The organism is Microcoleus sp. T3_A4, from assembly GCF_036700465.1.
In the GTDB taxonomy this organism is placed as follows: Bacteria; Cyanobacteriota; Cyanobacteriia; order Cyanobacteriales; family Microcoleaceae; genus Microcoleus.
Genome location: NZ_JAUBOY010000032.1, coordinates 21,182 through 37,171, shown reverse-complemented (window position 1 = coordinate 37,171; position 15,990 = coordinate 21,182). Strand labels below are relative to the sequence as shown.

Below are 15,990 nucleotides of genomic sequence, written 5' to 3'. Positions count from 1 at the left end.
AAGCCCTAAGAGCGCTTATCAGAAAACTGTTTACCAAAAATCTTGCTGGGGACAGATTTTTGGTCGGAAAGAACAGCCTTAACTTTTGCAGGGTGCGCCTGGGGCTTCACAGGATCGCCCTAACGGTAGTCCGCGTTTTGCATAACCCTGTTAACCGTTAACTGTAATTTTTTTAAGTTAGTTAATTTTGCTGATAAAGTTTTTGTGTTTTTTGATCGGTAGGGCTTGCTTTTTTGGGGTATTGACGGTATTATCAAATAATATTAATATGACTATTTATAAAATAAATAAACAATGTTGGCATCATTTAATGATATCATATAAAAGTCAAATAATAAATCCCGCAAACTGAAAGTTTTTGGTCAATTTTTTGCGTGTGGGGCTAATTTCTTTATCGCCCTGGAATCAGCAAAACAACCGATAAAAACAGGTTGCATACCTACTGAGGGCGAGTTTCCGATCGAGCTGGCTGAGTATTTTTGTTGGGAACAGTCGCCTTAGCGCCTAATTTTTGGAAATAAAGACCGCCGATGGTGGCTAAGAATATTGTGTAAGCGGCTGCTTGGACGAGATAAAGTCGATCTCTGTATCCAAACAGTGCTTTGAGAAGCACTCCTGGAAATTGTCGATCGGGCAAAATTTCCGCTGCATTCCACACCATAGGCCCTAAAATACAAGAGTGGAGTGGTGCGAGGCGATCGTAATAAACACAAATTGCTGAATATTTGCTATTCATCTGCGACAAAATCCCAGCGGCTTGGTCAAAATGTTTGAGTGCAGATACTGCCAAACCTGCTACGATTAACAGCAACAAAATCCCCATAAACTTGAAAAACAGGCGGATATCAATTTTGACACCCCACTTGAACAGTAGCGCGCCAAGGATTGCGGCCCCAGTCAAACCGCCCAAAGCACCCAAAGCAGGAGTTAAACCTTGTTGAAATTGAGCGCTGACAAATATAACTGTTTCAAAACCTTCGCGCAGTACCGCAATAAAAATTAAGCCAAATACGCCCCAGCCGGCCTTGCTATTTTCTGTTAAAGCTGCTGTAACTGCTCCTTCAACTTCTGCTTTGAGAAAGCGAGCTTGCTGAGTCATCCAAATTAGCATCCAGCTTAGCATTGCGATCGCCACCATGCCCAACACGCCCTCTAATAGCTGTTTAATGACTGGTGCGTAAGGCTGCTCTGAGGTTGATAGTGCTGCGAGCAATCCATTGAAGATAATACCCACAATACCGCTAGCACCAATGCCGGCTGCGACACCTGCATAAACCCAAGAATTGAGGTGACTTTGCTCGGCTTTTTTGAGGCAAGCTAGTACAATTCCGACAACTAAGGTGGCTTCTACGCCTTCGCGCAGGGTAATTACAAAAGTGGGTATGGCTTCACTAAAATTCATTTTTTATAATCATGGGGCATGGGCATGGGGTATTGGTCATTGGTGAGTGGAAATAACCAATAACCAATAACCAATAACAACTAACTAATGATTAAATCAACTATAATCCCGCAGCATTTTTTTCAATTCTACTTGGTGCAATTCTTCTTGCCCAATCAAATTGCGGGCATATTCTTCCAAATAAACGCTGGAGTCGGTCACAACTTCAAGTAAAGATTTATACTTTTTGAGCGCTTTTTTCTCGTGATTTAAACTTTCTTCTAACAAGTCTTTCACCGAGTGTTTGTAGGTTTCTTCGATGGGAGCAATTTTCTGACTAGGATGCCCCTCTAAACCGGTGAGAATTTCTCCTGCTTGTTGGGCGTGGATTAGAGATTCTGTGGCTTGTGCTTTAAAAAACTGCACGATGGGAATCCGGTTTGGCCCTGTCACCATTAGTGAATAGTGGGTATAGCGCACGACACCTGCAAGTTCCCATTCCATGATGGTGCATAGCAGTTCCTGGGTTTTTTTCTCGTCAAGTTCTTTCATTTGTTGTTTTAGAAGTAGCAGACCCTAGAGGGCGCTGTTTATAATATCACATTTAAGTTAAAAATGAAAAGTAAGGTGCTGATGGCGCACCTTACCGGAGAGATGTTGTATGTGAGTTAGGGGTTAACTTCTAAGGTTCCAGTAGGAGCAAACACTACAGTAAACTTAGCAACTGGTGCTGCACTGTTACGGCTGCTAGTTTCGGAAGATTTCAGCAGATTTGGCAAAGGAGTTTCTTGGCTGTAATCCTTGGCTGGTTGATTGAGTGGCTCGAAATTGCCGATCGCCCCATCTTGACTTGTAGTGACTCGATACACTAGATTTTGATTGAATGTAGGGCTAGTTTGCCAACTTCGATCGATGCGATCGTAGACTTTGAGAGCTAACTCATCTAGTTTGACGCGATCCGTAATTTCTGCTGTGTGATTTGTTCCATCCACCGCCTGAACTTCCTGCTGGCCTGCTGATACAGGTACAGCTTGGACAGTCTTATCTGTAGGGCTACTCGCCATAGCCGTTTCAGTAGACGTATTAGTGAAAGGTACAACCTCTGGAGACTTGTCAGGCAGCTTTTTTTGGCTGTCAAGAGCTAAATAGGAATTATTAGCAGCCGGAAGCGCACTGCTACTGGCAATAGCTGGTTGGGCCAGCCCCTTAGCAACAGCATTAGCGGGATTTTGCCCCTCAATTGTCAAAGACTTGACGTGAAAACCGCGAAACTTTTCTTTTTGGCTAACACGCCACATTGCGATGGGAAAAGTCATAAAGAAAAGAGTTAAAACTCCGACGCTAACCCAAACTATTTTGTGCATCTCCCTGGCTGGGATCGGCTTATTTTTTGTCTCCATCATCAAACCTCACATTACTTAAGTTAACGGTAAATAGGGAAATAGAGGATGCCAGCACATAGCTGTGGCAGCAACCAACAAAGCAAACATCCAGAAAAATATGGTGCGGCTTTTAATGTTCTTATTCTTCCAGAGAGTAGGGAGAATTGGCCAACTAATCAGCCAACCCACCAGCAACATAGTTTCTTTGCCAGTGTAACTGCCGATATTTCCCCACAATTCGCTATCCGTCTGGCTTCCGGGAATCCAAGTGCCGAGATTCCAAACAATTTTTTCTGTGGCTTTCGATGTGTCTGACAAGTGGTGAGTCACCATCATTGTAAAACAACCAATTGCTGCACTAATTACTGCGGCTGCGGCAGGCCCGGAAACACTAGGTGCTGTTTCTGCTCCTTCGGCTAAACCGCTGGGAAAGTGTTTTAATTGGCTCCAAAATTTCCCGTATACAGGTTCATTACCCGCATTATTTTGGCGGGATAATTGTCTAGTCATTGTAAAAATATCCTAATTTTGGTAATAGGTAATTAGCCGTTGCTAATGCTAAAGTCAACTAACTGTTAATTACAAAGCGTGGATTTTAGCCACACCAAGCCCGCTCACCATGCCGCCCATTGCGAAAAACATGATTGCCATCAAAGCCACGCAGGTAGCTGTTAAAACTGGGCGATTTTGCTTTTCTAAAATCGAGTTGCCATAGTTCCACAAAATCCACGCACAAGCTACTGTTAAAGGCAATGTAAACAGCACGCTAAATTCGTGATATTCCATCAAAACGTACTGCGCTAGAGGAGAGTTTTCTTTCAGCGCTGCTCTCGCTCCGCCGAAATCTATGCCTGCTCGATACCGCATATAAGCCCAATTGCCAGTAGCAATGGCCAAAAAACTCAAAAGAGTTGACCAAAAGGCTAATGTACGCATTTGTGGCAAGATTTTAGGGACACCCCGCAACAATGGAAATGCTAGATGTCCTGTATAAACCATTACCACTAATGCCAACATTGCACCCATGCCGTGAATGGTTCCCATCCACCGCTGCCAAGGGCTCGGATGCAGTAGGTTAACTAAAGGTAAAAACAGAAATAAACCAGCGGATAAAAAGCTAAGTCCGTAGACAGAAACTTGAGCGATATCTAACTGTTTGGGAAATTCAGATGCAACTAAATCGGTAGTTGAGTCTTGGGTTGAGTGCTGCACCACTGGCAAACCTCCTGTAGGTTGTGCGGAAAATTACTTGAGAATAAGCGCATTAGTATTTTGAGTTTCTTGATAATGCAGCTCGTGCGGACTAAGCCGATCGCACATTGGCGCGATCGACTACCGCAAACATACTGCTAACTATATTAAGTCGCAATAATTCGCACTTCTTAGTTTCTATAACACGCAATACTTTGGCTTTGACTAGCTATCTGCTAATTTCACTGCTGCGGTCGTCAAAATTTAATGCTATTTATTCTCAATAATTGACAATAAAGCCAATGAGAGATTTTCAGTAAATTCTTTAGATTTTTTTAATATTATTGTTTGAGGGTGACGGTGAATACAATTTTGCAGTTGAATCTGTAAACAAATATTGATAATTTTTATCAAAAAGCTTCTATTTAGGCGTGCTAGGTAAAATATCCGAATAATTCTTCAGGATTATTTAATCTAAAATTTCTCATCCTCAAAATTCAGCCTTTGAGGCGGTAATCTATATCCCATAAGCGATTGCCCGCCACCAATCCCCCGATCGCTCGATCGCACCAATACCCCCAGAGGGGGTTTTAAATTTTTGTAAAAAATAGTTGACTAAAGACTTGGAAGTTCTCTCGTTTGGGATAGATCGATGCACATACCTGATGGTTTCCTTTCACCGCCAGTAGCTGTTGCCACCGGCATAGCAAGCGCAGCAGTAATTGCTGTTGCCCTGAATCGAACCCGCGCCAGTCTTGGACTTCGACAAGCCCCAATCATGGGCTTAACTACAGCTTTCGTATTTGCGGCTCAGATGATTAACTTTCCCGTAGCAGGTGGCACCAGCGGCCACTTATTAGGAGGAGCGCTAGCTTCCGTGGTTTTGGGGAACCCTTGGGCGGCAACTTTAGCGATGAGCACAGTTTTTATAATTCAGAGCGTCTTGTTTGCCGACGGGGGCATCACCGCCCTGGGAGCCAATATTTTTAACATGGGGCTAGTTGGCATTTGGGTGGGCTGGTGGCTGTTGCAGCCATTGCAGCAACTCTTGGGAGGTTCCAGAAATCGTTTGCCGCTAGCTGCAGGGATTGCAGCCGCCCTTAGCGTCGTGGCTGCTTCGATTTCTGTGGCGATCCAATTGGCAATTTCTGGAACAGTAGGACTCAATATCGCATTGCCAGCAATGGTAGGGGTGCATATTTTAATTGGGATTGGCGAAGGGGTAATTACAGGCGGCGTTTTAACTTATCTCGTCAAAGTGCGGCCGGATTTACTGCCGGGACAACAGCCACAATTGCAGAAATGGGTAGTGCCAGTAATCGGAGTTTTATTAATTTCCGGGGTGCTTTCACTGTTTGCTTCAACTTGGCCTGACGGGTTAGAAGCGGTAGCCGAAAAATACGGCTTTAAAGATCAAGAAGCTGTGGCGATCGAAAATCCCACTCCTTTAGCAGATTACACGGTTAAAGGATTAGAAGAACAGCCTATTGGTACTAGCATTGCTGGACTTTTAGGATCTGCCTTCAGCTTCGGCGCGGCTTTTGGGATTGCTCAGTTGGTGGTAAAACCTAAAGATGTCTAAACTCTCCATACCTTTTCGATTGCGAGTGTCTCTCACAATTGTGATTGGCATGGGTTTTCTGAAGACAGGCGGTTGGCTGTGGCTGGGAATTTATGGGGCGATCGCACTTTTGTGGTCATTTCGGCTCAGGGCTCCGGTACGAACCCTAGCGCAACTGTTAGGAGCAGAATTGGTTTTTCTCTCCTTATTAGTGCTGCCCCAAGGTTGGGAACGCGCCAGTTTTCTGTTGCTGCGTTCCCTAATTTGCCTGCTAATTATGAACAGCTTCCTGCTAACTTTGCCACCCCACAGTTTCGGAATCGCCCTCAAAGGATTACCCCTACCAGCAGGTTTGCAAGAGATTGTACTTTTAACAGGACAATACTTAGAAATCCTGCTGGCCGAAGTCAACCGCATGAAAATATCTGCCCAACTCCGGGGCTTGTCCGGTACCGGAGGATGGCTGCGTTACGCCAGTGCTTCCATGATCGGAGCGCTTTATTTGCGAAGTCTCGATCGGGCAGAAAGAGTACACGCAGCCATGCTAATTCGCGGGTATCAAGGAGCTTTACCTGCTGACTCAAAATCAACACCAAAAGAGCGACTCTGGCTGACAGTAGCAATTTTAATGGCAGCAGGATTAACAATAGCTTCTTATGGTAACTGGTAATTTAGAAGGGGCAATTGGTAATTTGTAATTGATTAATTCATGCCTCTACCTTTTGCCTTCTCCCTTCCCCTCTCTGCGCCCTCTGTGCTCTCTGCGGTTAAATACTCTTAATCCTAAAATCGAGGAAAATAAAAATTGACTATACTCAAATCCGTGCCAACAATCGAAGTAGAAAACTTAGTATTCGGATATCACGATCAAAAGCCAATATTGCGGGGAATTTCTTTTACTTTGCAACCGGGAGAAAGAGTTGCCCTACTCGGCCTGACAGGTGCTGGTAAAAGCACTTTGCTCGAAAACTTGATCGGCTTAAAAGTGCCTCAATCCGGTGAGATTAGAGTGCAGGGAAAAAAGTTGGAACCGAAGACTTTATCGCAGGCACGCAGGCAGATTGGATTTTGCTTTCAAGATGCTAACGACCAGCTATTTATGCCCACTATTTTAGAGGATGTCATGTTCGGGCCGCGCAATTACGGAGTGCCGCCGGGAGTTGCGCGCGATCGAGCTTTAGCGCTATTACACGAATTTGGTTTAGTAGAATTTGCCAACCGTTCTGCCCACGAACTTTCGGGAGGTCAAAGAAGGTTAGCAGCCTTGGCAGCAATTTTAGCATTAGAGCCGGCAATTTTAATCTTAGATGAGCCGACTAATGGACTAGATCCCTCGTGGCGGCGTCACTTGGCGTCAGTTTTGTCCCAATTGCCGATCGAGGTAATTTTGATCGCTTCTCACAATTTGAATTGGATCGGGAAAACAACTCAAAGGGCTTTAGTTTTGGCGGATGGCGAGATTAAAATTGACAGAAAAACCCAAGATTTGCTGGCAGACAAATCCACTCTCGAATATTACAATTTGCCGCCAGATTGGTAATTAACCATTGTTTATTAGTCATTACATAAAGTAGTCATAACTAACCACAAGCGATATGTCTCATGGAAAGTGGGTTGTTTGGGGCAACGGCGTTCTAGTAAACTTTAGAGTTGATCGGGAAAGAATTTCCCACTATTACTGGGTTTGCAGGCAAAAATCATGAAGGTAGCCGTATTCAGCACCAAATCTTACGATCGCACATTTCTGGAAGCAGCGAATGTCGGCGACAAACACGATTTAGTTTTTTTTGAACCGCGTCTGAACCTGGAAACCAGCGTTTTGGCTGCTGGATTTCCGGCAGTCTGCGCGTTCGTGAACGACTCCTTGGACGCGAAAACGCTGCTTAGCATTGCCGAAAAAGGCGTTCGCTTGCTGGCCCTGAGATCCGCCGGATTCAATCACGTCGATTTAGCAGCAGCGAAGGATTTAAATCTAACTCTCCTCCGAGTTCCGGCTTATTCTCCCTACGCAGTGGCCGAACACGCAGTCGCTCTGATTTTGTCCCTCAACCGCAGAATCCATCGGGCCTACAACCGCGTCCGCGAAGGCAATTTCGCCCTAGACGGCTTGTTGGGTTTTGATCTCCACGGCAAAACGGTGGGAATCGTCGGAACAGGCAGAATTGGCGCAATTACTGCCCAAATTCTGCACGGATTCGGGTGTCACCTGCTGGGATACGATGTTTACCAAAACCCGGATTGCCTCGCCCTAGGCATGGAATACGTCGCACTCCCCGAACTGTTCGCCACCTCTGATATTGTCAGCCTCCACTGTCCGCTGATACCGGAAACTTACCATTTAATTGGTGCAGAGGCGATCAAGCAAATGAAACCGGGGATGATGCTGATCAATACCAGCCGCGGTCAGTTGATTGACACTAAAGCTGTTACCAAAGGACTGAAGTCTGGTATAATTGGCTACCTCGGTTTAGATGTTTACGAACAAGAGACGGATCTGTTTTTTGAGGATTTGTCAAATCACGTCATTCAAGACGACGTATTTCAGCGTTTGCTGACTTTCCCCAACGTCCTGATTACCGGACACCAAGCTTTTTTCACCGAGGAAGCTTTGAAAAATATCGCCGAAACCACGATCGGCAATATCACCGATTTTGAACAAGGACGCCCTTGCCCGAATCAAATTGACCTCGATCAAGTGAAAAAATGAGTCAAAAGACCGATTTAGCAACGAGGGGAATTGTTTACAATCAAGTCTTATCCTTATTTTTGCTTGCAATTTGTGAAGCTCTGCCTTAGTCTCATCAATTAGTCCCTGCAGCGCGAATGCTGTGCTAATTGCCGGAGAATTATACTGGCAGCAATTCACAGCCTGCAATTTTACCTGACAACGGAGGAAGTATCCAATGACACAAGCTAACTTTTCGGACGAGACACAAACAGTTACTGAAGTCGTCACAGTAGACCTGGTGGAGGACAAACCGGGGGTAATGACTACAGTGACAACCACGGAAACAACGGCGAGCCAGTTCCAAGATATTAAAGACCAAGTTATTACAATTTTGTCGGAACTCCCAGCCTATCTCTCTAATTTTTTTGCTGACTACCAAAAGCCCCTCATAACTGTTGGTTTAATTCTGGCAGGCGGTATTAGTATTAAGGTAATGCTGGGAGTTTTAGGTGCTCTTAATGATGTCCCTTTGGTAGCTCCAATTTTTGAGTTGATTGGCATGGGATATACGGGTTGGTTTGTTTACCGGTATCTGCTCAAGGCTTCTAATCGCCAAGAGTTGTTAACGGAAATTGATTCTTTAAAAGAACAAGTTGTAGGGAAAGATTCTTAGAGGAAGTCATTAGTCATTAGTCATTAGTTAGTGGTTATTTGTTATTTTTGAGGCTATACCAATAACCGATAACAAGTAACCAGCAACCAATGCCCAATGCCCAATGCCCAATGTCCAATCTTAATTTGGATGGCAAACTTGTTGCAAAGTGGCGGTAAATTCGGGGTAGGAAATGGCAGCAGCTTCTGCCCGGTGAATGTTAGTAGTACCTGTGGCGTTGAGGGCTGCGATCGCCAAACTCATCGCTATTCGGTGGTCGGTGTAGCTGTCAACATCCGCGCCGGTCAAAGGAGTTCCCCCGGTAATTTCTAAACCGTCGGGTAACTCGGAAATTTGAGCTCCCATGCGGTTGAGTTCGGCAGCAGTCACGGCCAGTCGATCGCTCTCTTTGACTCGCAACTCGGCCGCATCTCGAATTATTGTAGTACCCGACGCAAAGATCGCCGCTACTGCCAAAATCGGGATTTCGTCAATCAGTCGGGGAATTAAGTCGCCCGCAATGGTGCATCCCCGCAATTGGCCGGAACTGCGAACCAAAATATCCGCTACAGGTTCTCCGGCGGCCTCTCGCTGATTTTGCAGTTCAATATCGGCCCCCATCATTTCCAAAGCTTCCAAAATGCCTGTACGAGTTGGGTTGACGCCGACATTTTCGACTAGGAGTTCCGAACCCGGGACGATCGCCCCAGCAACTAGCCAAAATGCCGCCGAACTAATATCCCCCGGTACAATCACATTCTGCCCTTGCAGTTGTGTCGGCCCAGTAACTGTCACGCTGCAAGTTTCTGGATCGACGCTCAATTGGGCTCCAAACGCTCGCAGCATCCGTTCGCTGTGATCCCGCGACAGAGCGGGTTCTGTGACTGTAGTTTCTCCGCTTGCCATCAAACCAGCGAGCAAAATGCAAGATTTTACTTGAGCCGAGGCGATCGGAGAATGGTAGTGAATCGGTTTTAACTGCTGTCCTAGTATCGCTAAGGGAGCTAAAGAATTGCTCTTTCGACCCCAAATTTGCGCTCCCATAAGTTGCAGCGGTTTAATGACGCGCGACATGGGGCGCGATCGCAGAGAACTGTCACCCGTTAGCGCAAAAAAACGCCCCGGATGAGACGCTAAAATTCCCAACATTAGCCGCATCGTTGTGCCGGAATTGCCAGCGTCCAAGACTTCTACAGGCTCCTCTAACTCGCCAATTCCGACGCCCGTGACTGTCACCCGTTCCGCGTTGAGTTCAGAAACTTTGGCCCCCAGGAGCGAGAAACATTTAGCCGTGCTGCGGGGGTCTTCCCCTAGGAGTAGTCCCTCAATAGTAGTTTCACCTTGGGCGATCGCACCCAACATCAAAGCTCGGTGAGAAATCGACTTATCGCCTGGAACTCGAATCCTCCCCACCAGCGACAAGCCCGATGCCGGTTTTTGAATGCTTAAAGTTTGGCTTTTGTCAAGAAGCGTAGTAGTTATAATGTCAGCTTGCATTGAGATAAACTAGGATTGGATGGCGTTAGCTATCCTACCTTTTTCCCAGTCCTAAGTCAGTCGTCTTTTGTACGGCCTGCGGGTTTTTTCCCAATGTGTCCGGTTAACTTAAAGCCTGATTAAACTCGCCCAGAGACTCCGCTGTCAGTTATCGAGGACACAGGAGTGCGGACGCAACGGCACGGATTTCACTTTAATTTCACATTAATTTCACAAATATTATCCGTGTATATGCTTAGATTTCATGTCCTGCTGTGAGTTATCGACCAGATGATTGAATTGTGACTAAACAATTTTCGATTTTCGATTGCCAGTTGTAGATTTTTCATTTTTTTAAGCAAAAGCTCCGGAATTTGGAACCCAGCTAATCTAAAATCTAAAATCTAAAGCTTAAAATCTCAAATCTCAAACCCCCCGATCCACAACAACTCCTACACTTTTGTTTATGCTGACGCATCACCGCAAGCCTGTAAGTTTATCGCTGGTATCCACAGATTTACCATTGTGGTCAGTTGTTGAAACCGCTGGTACGCTTTATCAAAAAGACCGCGATCGCTTTCACTTGTTGTTACACGAACCAGCAATAATCGATCGCCAATTTTCTGACGACTCCGACGCATCTGCCGAGCAAGTTACAATCTTACCCCCAACTACAAAACCCCGGTTGCTCTGGCTAGAAGTTTCCCCCTATCGAGTCATTATGACCATGCAAGGAAACGGCAAATACAGTTACCGCCACTGCTGGGAACGAGGAATGTACGGCCTGAGCCGTTATTGGCTTCAGGGCGAATCGCTGGCCACTCCCGAACAGTTGCGACTCCGCAACTTCACTCGCAACTTGACGCTGACAGGAAAGCCGGAACCGGATCACTTGCGGTTAGAATACGAGTTGTGGTCGGAGAAAGTGCAACTCGGTCGCTATATTTTGAATCTAGAAATTCATCACTAAATTGGGTAATTGCAAAGGGGTAGATAGTAGGTGAAGGCGACGCATTCCTCCAATTCATTCACCCCCCGTGGTTTGTTGGGGTTCGTGTTGCTATCTCAAAACTCAAAACTCTTAGCCTTTAGCGATCGCCCTTACAATAATTAATCAGTTTGCTAGTCAAAGCGTCTTGATTTGCGGCTGCTTGATTCGCCTGTTGGCCGGCTCTAATAATATCTGCTTGAGCTGTTTGGATTTGCTCTCGACCTTCTATACTTGTAGAAGCGAGATTTCCAGCCTGAAGACTTTTGCTTATGTCGCCGAGTGCTTGACTAATTTCCTGGAAGGATTTAACCGATGGCTGCTGAATTTCTTTGAGGGTTGGATCAGTTATTCGCAGATCCTCAAGTTCATTCGCTATCAGGTTCAAATTTTTAGCTAAATTGTCGGTCGTTGCAGCATCGTTGCTGTCTTTATCAACATCAATGAGAGCGTTGCCTTTGTTGACAATTTCAGTAAATTTAGTACACTGGACAGCTCGGCTATCGCTGCAACTAATCGTCAGCGTACAGCAAGCAACAACTATCAGCAGGATGGCAATCTGTTTGCGAAAAAAGTACATGAACCCTCGGTTGCAAAAAAGTAGATTCTGGGATTTTGTCGTAGAGTGAGTCAGCGATTAGCCGATATATCGACTGTCGAAAAACTTTTGCGGCATTCAGACACGCTCTACTAAGCTAAACTACGTACCTGTTTAGGAACTATGGTCAAAAACAGCAATAACCTAAAGAAGGGAAGCATTTGGGGATATCTTACCCTGCTTTTGCCTATTTCCTTGACGGCGGTTGCCAGTTTCGAGTCGGGAAGGATGTTTTGGGCGATCGCCACCACAGCGGGCATTGCTTGGGCTTACAAACTCTACCACCAGCAGCAAAAACATAAACTCGCTCATTTAGACTCGGTTTTCTACAAGTTGATTAAGGAAAATCAAGGGCGAGTTACGGCTTTGGATTTGGCGATGAATGCGAAACTCCCCGGCGAAAAGGTTCAAGAGTATCTCGACGAACGAGCTTCTGAGTTTGCAGCGGATTTTGAAGTGACGGAACAAGGCGGAATTTTGTATTATTTTCAAATAGCTCCACCTGTCAATCAAAGCGAAACAGCTAATGCGGGAATAGCTGTTCAAGAGCCTCCCACAAATCGGGAAAAAGCACAAGATAAAAAACCAAATTTATTCCCCATTGCTTCAACCAAGACCCCTCAAAAGCCCAAAATCTCTTTTACCCAGACGGAACTCTCCCGCAGGTTCAAAGTGCACGCAACTACGATCGGCAAGTGGAAACTTAAGCCGGAGTTTGCTCAGTGGAGCCGCGAAAAAGACCCGGAGGATCTCGCCTGGGAATATTCTACAGAAAACAAGCGATTTTATCCCAAAGATTGAGTTCCTCCGGTATTCCCCAAAATATCTCAAGAAACCCGGTTTATACAACGCTCTGCGCTTAGTAACTAAGAATTTGGCAAGAAACCGGATTTCTGAGACTTTAGCGCCTCCTGGACTAATTTTACTGCCGTTGACCGATCGACCTGTTTAGGTTACTTTAAGTAAAATCATGTATTGTTGAGTTTGCCAAATAAAAATCGGTAAATTCGATCGTCCTATCTGTGACTTTTTTCTCCTATGTCCAAAACAACCTTGCGAGTAGTCGCCCGCCTCGCCGCCTTTCCCGACAAAGTAGCAGAACTTAAATCTCTGCTGCTGAGCGTTATAGAACCAACTCGCAAAGAAAAAGGCTGCATCAAATACGAGCTCCTGCAAAATCAAGCCGACCCCACAGATTTTACGTTTGTTGAAGAGTGGGAAAGTGCAGATTTGCTCGAACTACATCTCGGTTCAACTCACATTCAAGACGCCGTACAGAAATTAGACGGTTTGGCCGTTGGGCCTCCAGATATCCGCCGCTATGAATTGCTAGCTTAATCGGGTTTTTATAGCAATTTGATTAAGGTTTTTGAATTAGCTTCGACCCCCCTAGCCCCCCTTAGTAAGAGGGGGGGGAAAGAGTGAAATTTAAAATTGTAGTAACTTCAGAAAATTTTATGACATTAGCAACAATAAAACAGTTATTTATTTATCCAATTAAAGGGCTGACGCCGCAAGAAATGTCGGAGTTTGCTTTAACAGCCGGACATGGAATTAAGGGCGATCGAGCTTTTGCCTTAATGTTTGCAGATAATCTTGAAGCTGCAAAGATGCCCGCCCAAAATGTCCCTTGGATGAGCAAAAAACATTTTGCAGTCCAAAACGATTGGCCTTTGTTAGCAGCTTTAGAATGTGATTATCAACCGGAAACTGCCGTTTTAACAGTCAAGCGTGAAGGAGTTGTAGTGTTATCGGCAGAAACGAACACAGCAGCGGGGCGGGATCGCATCGGCAGTTTTTTCACAGAATATTTGGCAGCAATTGAACCCACAAAAGAAGCGAGACACCCGCAGTTTGCACCTTTGCAATTAGTCGGTGACACCAGCGGCGAAACTCGTTATCCCGATCGAGAACCCGTACACATTTCTTTACTCAGTCAAGCCACATTAGACGAATTAACAGCAAGGGCGGGTAGCCACATTGATGTGGGCCGATTTCGCCCGAACATTGTGCTAGAAGGTATGGCAGCTTGGTCAGAATTTGAGTTGATCGGAAAACAGTTTCAATTAGGCACGGCGCGCATAGAAGTTACAGCACGAATCGGTCGCTGTGTCAACATAGAAGTGAATCCAGAAACGGGCGATCGGGATATTTCCCTACTCAGTTTACTGCAACAGGAATTCGGTCACGCGCAAACCGGAGTTTTAGCCAAAATTATCAACAGCGGCACAGTTAAAATCGGCGATGTTTTGACTGCTTATTAAAAAGCAACCTTAAGATTGTGAATGCTGCCTAACTTCCTCTACTGATAAACCGAGTGCTTCTGCCACTTGCTCTGTATTCAATCCCATTGCCAACAGCCGAGGGATGGCATCCCGCCGTGCTTGGGCTTCTGCACTCAAAGCCTGCTCTGCTAAGGAAGCTCGTTGCTGTTCGACAGCAGCTAGTTCTGTACCTGTCAGCAGCAAATTGCCCTCGCTGTCCCACCACCGCAGCCACAGCATTGTCTGGTTTTGATAACTGCCTTGCCACAGTCCTAATTCTACGCCCATTGGCGCGATCGGATAATGAGCGCGATCGTTCGGAAGCAACTGCTGGTAAAACCCATTGTTCAGGCTGTAAACCTCCAGCCTGCCACTATTGATTTCATAAATGCCATAATACGGAATCCGCATGATCCGCTCATAGACCCAAAACTTCCCAGGCCTTTGCGCCGCTCCAACTTCCGAGTACGATAGTGGGGTTGTGTCTCGCTCTTCTGAACCGTCTCCCGATGCGAACTCCAAAGCAATCATCGGAGCCATGAATTCCCGCCACAGCACGTAAGAGCGACGAATCTGATTTCCTAGTGTTGGTGGCACGTTCGGCACGTAGAACCAATCAGGAGCTTCTGCTCCCTTTTCAAGCGGGTCTGTTTCTCGCCAATAGATGCCACAGTCTTGCCCTATAGCATATTGCCCATCGGGATGAAGCCGTTGCAATACCGACCCGATAGAATCAGTCAAAATAATGCTCTGCGGATGCTCCTGAAAATTCTTCACAAAAGTGCCGTCTTCCTCTGGCAGTTGAGTGTGGTCGGGGAAAGGAGAGGGAAGGACAATTTTTTCGGTTGCCTGGGTCATGCTACCTCTCAAGTATTGCAGCTTACCTGAATATCTTAACTCATCCTGCTTCCGGCACCCTCACCTTATTACCAATTAAATTCAGAAAACTCGTGCCAAAATGTTGAACCTCCAAAAAATTAGCATAAGCAGGAGTTGACTTGTAAACTCTAAAAGTCCGCATAATTCCTAAAGTCGCGGCACTTTCCAGCGGGCCGATAAAGCTAGTATCCCTATCCAAAAAATGAGACTGCTTAGCCCAATGTGCCATTTGTTCCGCATTCAAAAAATAGCAGCCGGAATGAGGATTCAACGCCCGCTCAAAAGCGACTGTTTGTTCCATGATTTTTCCCATTAACTGCCGCTGCTCCTCTACATTTTGAAATGGAGAAGTCGCTGAGTCTGCTAAATCACCATCAACATATGCTTTAAAAACCGCGCCTTTAGGCGATATTTCATAGCGATTAGGTTGCAGCAAATTGCCATTTCCTCCGTGATGCGTAAACCACTTTAGTTTACTAAAAAACCACGGATCATGCAGCACTAAATCATCTTCCAAATAACAGAAATAATCGTATTTGTTAAGACACGCTCGCAAAACTGCTTGACACTCAAACCCCAACAGCAGCGGTTCGCATTTTGTAGCATGGTGCATAAAACATCTGGGCTGCACTGGCAGTTGAGGCAACAGATGATAACCTTGAGTAGTGCAAACAACAATGTCAATTTCGTGCTGTTGAGATTGATTGGCTGGAATAGTTGCACATTCGCTAATGTCAATCATGGACTGAGATTTGCCGTACAAAGCTTGCAGCGATGTCACGCAAGCGGTTAAAGCATTTAGTCGTGGTTGCGGATCATTTCGTTGGGAAGCGTGTTTCCCGTCGCCGCTGGGATTGTAAAAGTGAGCAATAGTGAATAGAATTCGCATTGGTGTGGAGTAACTATTAGAAATTAAACAATAAAACAGAACGATCGCACAATAACCCGTA

Annotated in this window: 18 protein-coding genes; 9 read left to right on the top strand and 9 right to left on the bottom strand. The window is 45.6% G+C overall.

What is annotated here, in order from left to right; genetic code table 11:
- Nucleotides 1-439: 439 nt before the first annotated feature.
- The 5 genes from QUA07_RS18725 to QUA07_RS18705 form a co-directional block, all read right to left on the bottom strand.
- Entirely contained in the window at nt 440-1,402 is a 963-nt protein-coding gene (locus QUA07_RS18725; protein ID WP_333327786.1) for an FTR1 family protein, read from the bottom strand.
- A gap of 96 nt (nt 1,403-1,498) precedes the next feature.
- Nucleotides 1,499-1,933 (bottom strand): ferritin-like domain-containing protein, encoded by a 435-nt coding sequence (locus tag QUA07_RS18720; protein WP_333075906.1) that lies wholly within the window; start codon nt 1,931-1,933, stop codon nt 1,499-1,501.
- A gap of 116 nt (nt 1,934-2,049) precedes the next feature.
- Nucleotides 2,050-2,784 (bottom strand): hypothetical protein, encoded by a 735-nt coding sequence (locus QUA07_RS18715; protein ID WP_333327784.1) that lies wholly within the window; start codon nt 2,782-2,784, stop codon nt 2,050-2,052.
- Nucleotides 2,785-2,799: 15 nt separating this feature from the next.
- Nucleotides 2,800-3,273, bottom strand: a complete 474-nt coding sequence (locus QUA07_RS18710; RefSeq protein ID WP_333327781.1) for a hypothetical protein — start codon at nt 3,271-3,273, stop codon at nt 2,800-2,802.
- Between the two features lie 69 nt (nt 3,274-3,342).
- Nucleotides 3,343-3,978 (bottom strand): hypothetical protein, encoded by a 636-nt coding sequence (locus QUA07_RS18705; RefSeq protein ID WP_333327778.1) that lies wholly within the window; start codon nt 3,976-3,978, stop codon nt 3,343-3,345.
- Nucleotides 3,979-4,606: 628 nt separating this feature from the next.
- Here QUA07_RS18705 and QUA07_RS18700 point away from each other — a divergent pair.
- The 5 genes from QUA07_RS18700 (at nt 4,607) to QUA07_RS18680 (ending at nt 8,856) form a co-directional block, all read left to right on the top strand.
- Entirely contained in the window at nt 4,607-5,536 is a 930-nt protein-coding gene (locus QUA07_RS18700; protein ID WP_333327775.1) for an energy-coupling factor ABC transporter permease, read from the top strand.
- Nucleotides 5,529-6,185, top strand: coding sequence for an energy-coupling factor transporter transmembrane protein EcfT (locus tag QUA07_RS18695; RefSeq protein ID WP_333327772.1), 657 nt, complete (start codon nt 5,529-5,531; stop codon nt 6,183-6,185). Before QUA07_RS18700 ends, QUA07_RS18695 begins: the two co-directional genes overlap by 8 nt.
- A 135-nt stretch (nt 6,186-6,320) precedes the next feature.
- Entirely contained in the window at nt 6,321-7,055 is a 735-nt protein-coding gene (locus tag QUA07_RS18690) for an ABC transporter ATP-binding protein (RefSeq protein WP_333327769.1), read from the top strand.
- A gap of 159 nt (nt 7,056-7,214) precedes the next feature.
- Nucleotides 7,215-8,222: a 2-hydroxyacid dehydrogenase gene (locus QUA07_RS18685; protein WP_333327766.1), complete on the top strand. Its 1,008-nt coding sequence runs from the start codon at nt 7,215-7,217 to the stop codon at nt 8,220-8,222.
- 196 nt (nt 8,223-8,418) lie between these two features.
- A complete protein-coding gene (locus tag QUA07_RS18680; protein ID WP_333230982.1) occupies nt 8,419-8,856 on the top strand; it encodes a CAAD domain-containing protein in 438 nt (145 codons plus the stop codon).
- A gap of 120 nt (nt 8,857-8,976) precedes the next feature.
- Here QUA07_RS18680 and aroA read toward each other — a convergent pair whose 3' ends face one another.
- Nucleotides 8,977-10,332, bottom strand: a complete 1,356-nt coding sequence (gene aroA, locus QUA07_RS18675) for a 3-phosphoshikimate 1-carboxyvinyltransferase (protein ID WP_333327762.1) — start codon at nt 10,330-10,332, stop codon at nt 8,977-8,979.
- A 445-nt stretch (nt 10,333-10,777) separates the two neighbouring features.
- Here aroA and QUA07_RS18670 point away from each other — a divergent pair, with 445 nt between their 5' ends.
- A complete protein-coding gene (locus tag QUA07_RS18670; protein WP_333327759.1) occupies nt 10,778-11,281 on the top strand; it encodes a hypothetical protein in 504 nt (167 codons plus the stop codon).
- Nucleotides 11,282-11,399: 118 nt separating this feature from the next.
- Here the strand turns inward: QUA07_RS18670 and QUA07_RS18665 are convergent, their stop codons facing one another.
- Entirely contained in the window at nt 11,400-11,879 is a 480-nt protein-coding gene (locus QUA07_RS18665; protein ID WP_333327756.1) for a hypothetical protein, read from the bottom strand.
- A gap of 141 nt (nt 11,880-12,020) precedes the next feature.
- Between QUA07_RS18665 and QUA07_RS18660 the strand changes: the two genes are divergently transcribed.
- The 3 genes from QUA07_RS18660 to QUA07_RS18650 all read left to right on the top strand — a co-directional run bounded on the left by QUA07_RS18660 (nt 12,021) and on the right by QUA07_RS18650 (nt 14,161).
- Nucleotides 12,021-12,698, top strand: a complete 678-nt coding sequence (locus tag QUA07_RS18660; protein ID WP_333215429.1) for a hypothetical protein — start codon at nt 12,021-12,023, stop codon at nt 12,696-12,698.
- Nucleotides 12,699-12,935: 237 nt separating this feature from the next.
- Nucleotides 12,936-13,235 carry a putative quinol monooxygenase gene (locus QUA07_RS18655; protein WP_333327753.1) on the top strand — a complete coding sequence of 100 codons (300 nt, stop codon included), beginning with the start codon at nt 12,936-12,938 and terminating at the stop codon, nt 13,233-13,235.
- A gap of 119 nt (nt 13,236-13,354) precedes the next feature.
- On the top strand, nt 13,355-14,161 hold the full coding sequence (locus QUA07_RS18650; protein WP_333327750.1) for an MOSC domain-containing protein: 807 nt from the start codon (nt 13,355-13,357) through the stop codon (nt 14,159-14,161).
- Nucleotides 14,162-14,170: 9 nt separating this feature from the next.
- Here QUA07_RS18650 and QUA07_RS18645 read toward each other — a convergent pair whose 3' ends face one another.
- Both QUA07_RS18645 and QUA07_RS18640 read right to left on the bottom strand, forming a co-directional pair.
- Nucleotides 14,171-15,019, bottom strand: a complete 849-nt coding sequence (locus QUA07_RS18645) for a Uma2 family endonuclease (protein WP_333327747.1) — start codon at nt 15,017-15,019, stop codon at nt 14,171-14,173.
- A gap of 40 nt (nt 15,020-15,059) precedes the next feature.
- Nucleotides 15,060-15,929 (bottom strand): calcium-binding protein, encoded by an 870-nt coding sequence (locus tag QUA07_RS18640; protein ID WP_333327744.1) that lies wholly within the window; start codon nt 15,927-15,929, stop codon nt 15,060-15,062.
- Between the last annotated feature and the right edge of the window lie 61 nt (nt 15,930-15,990).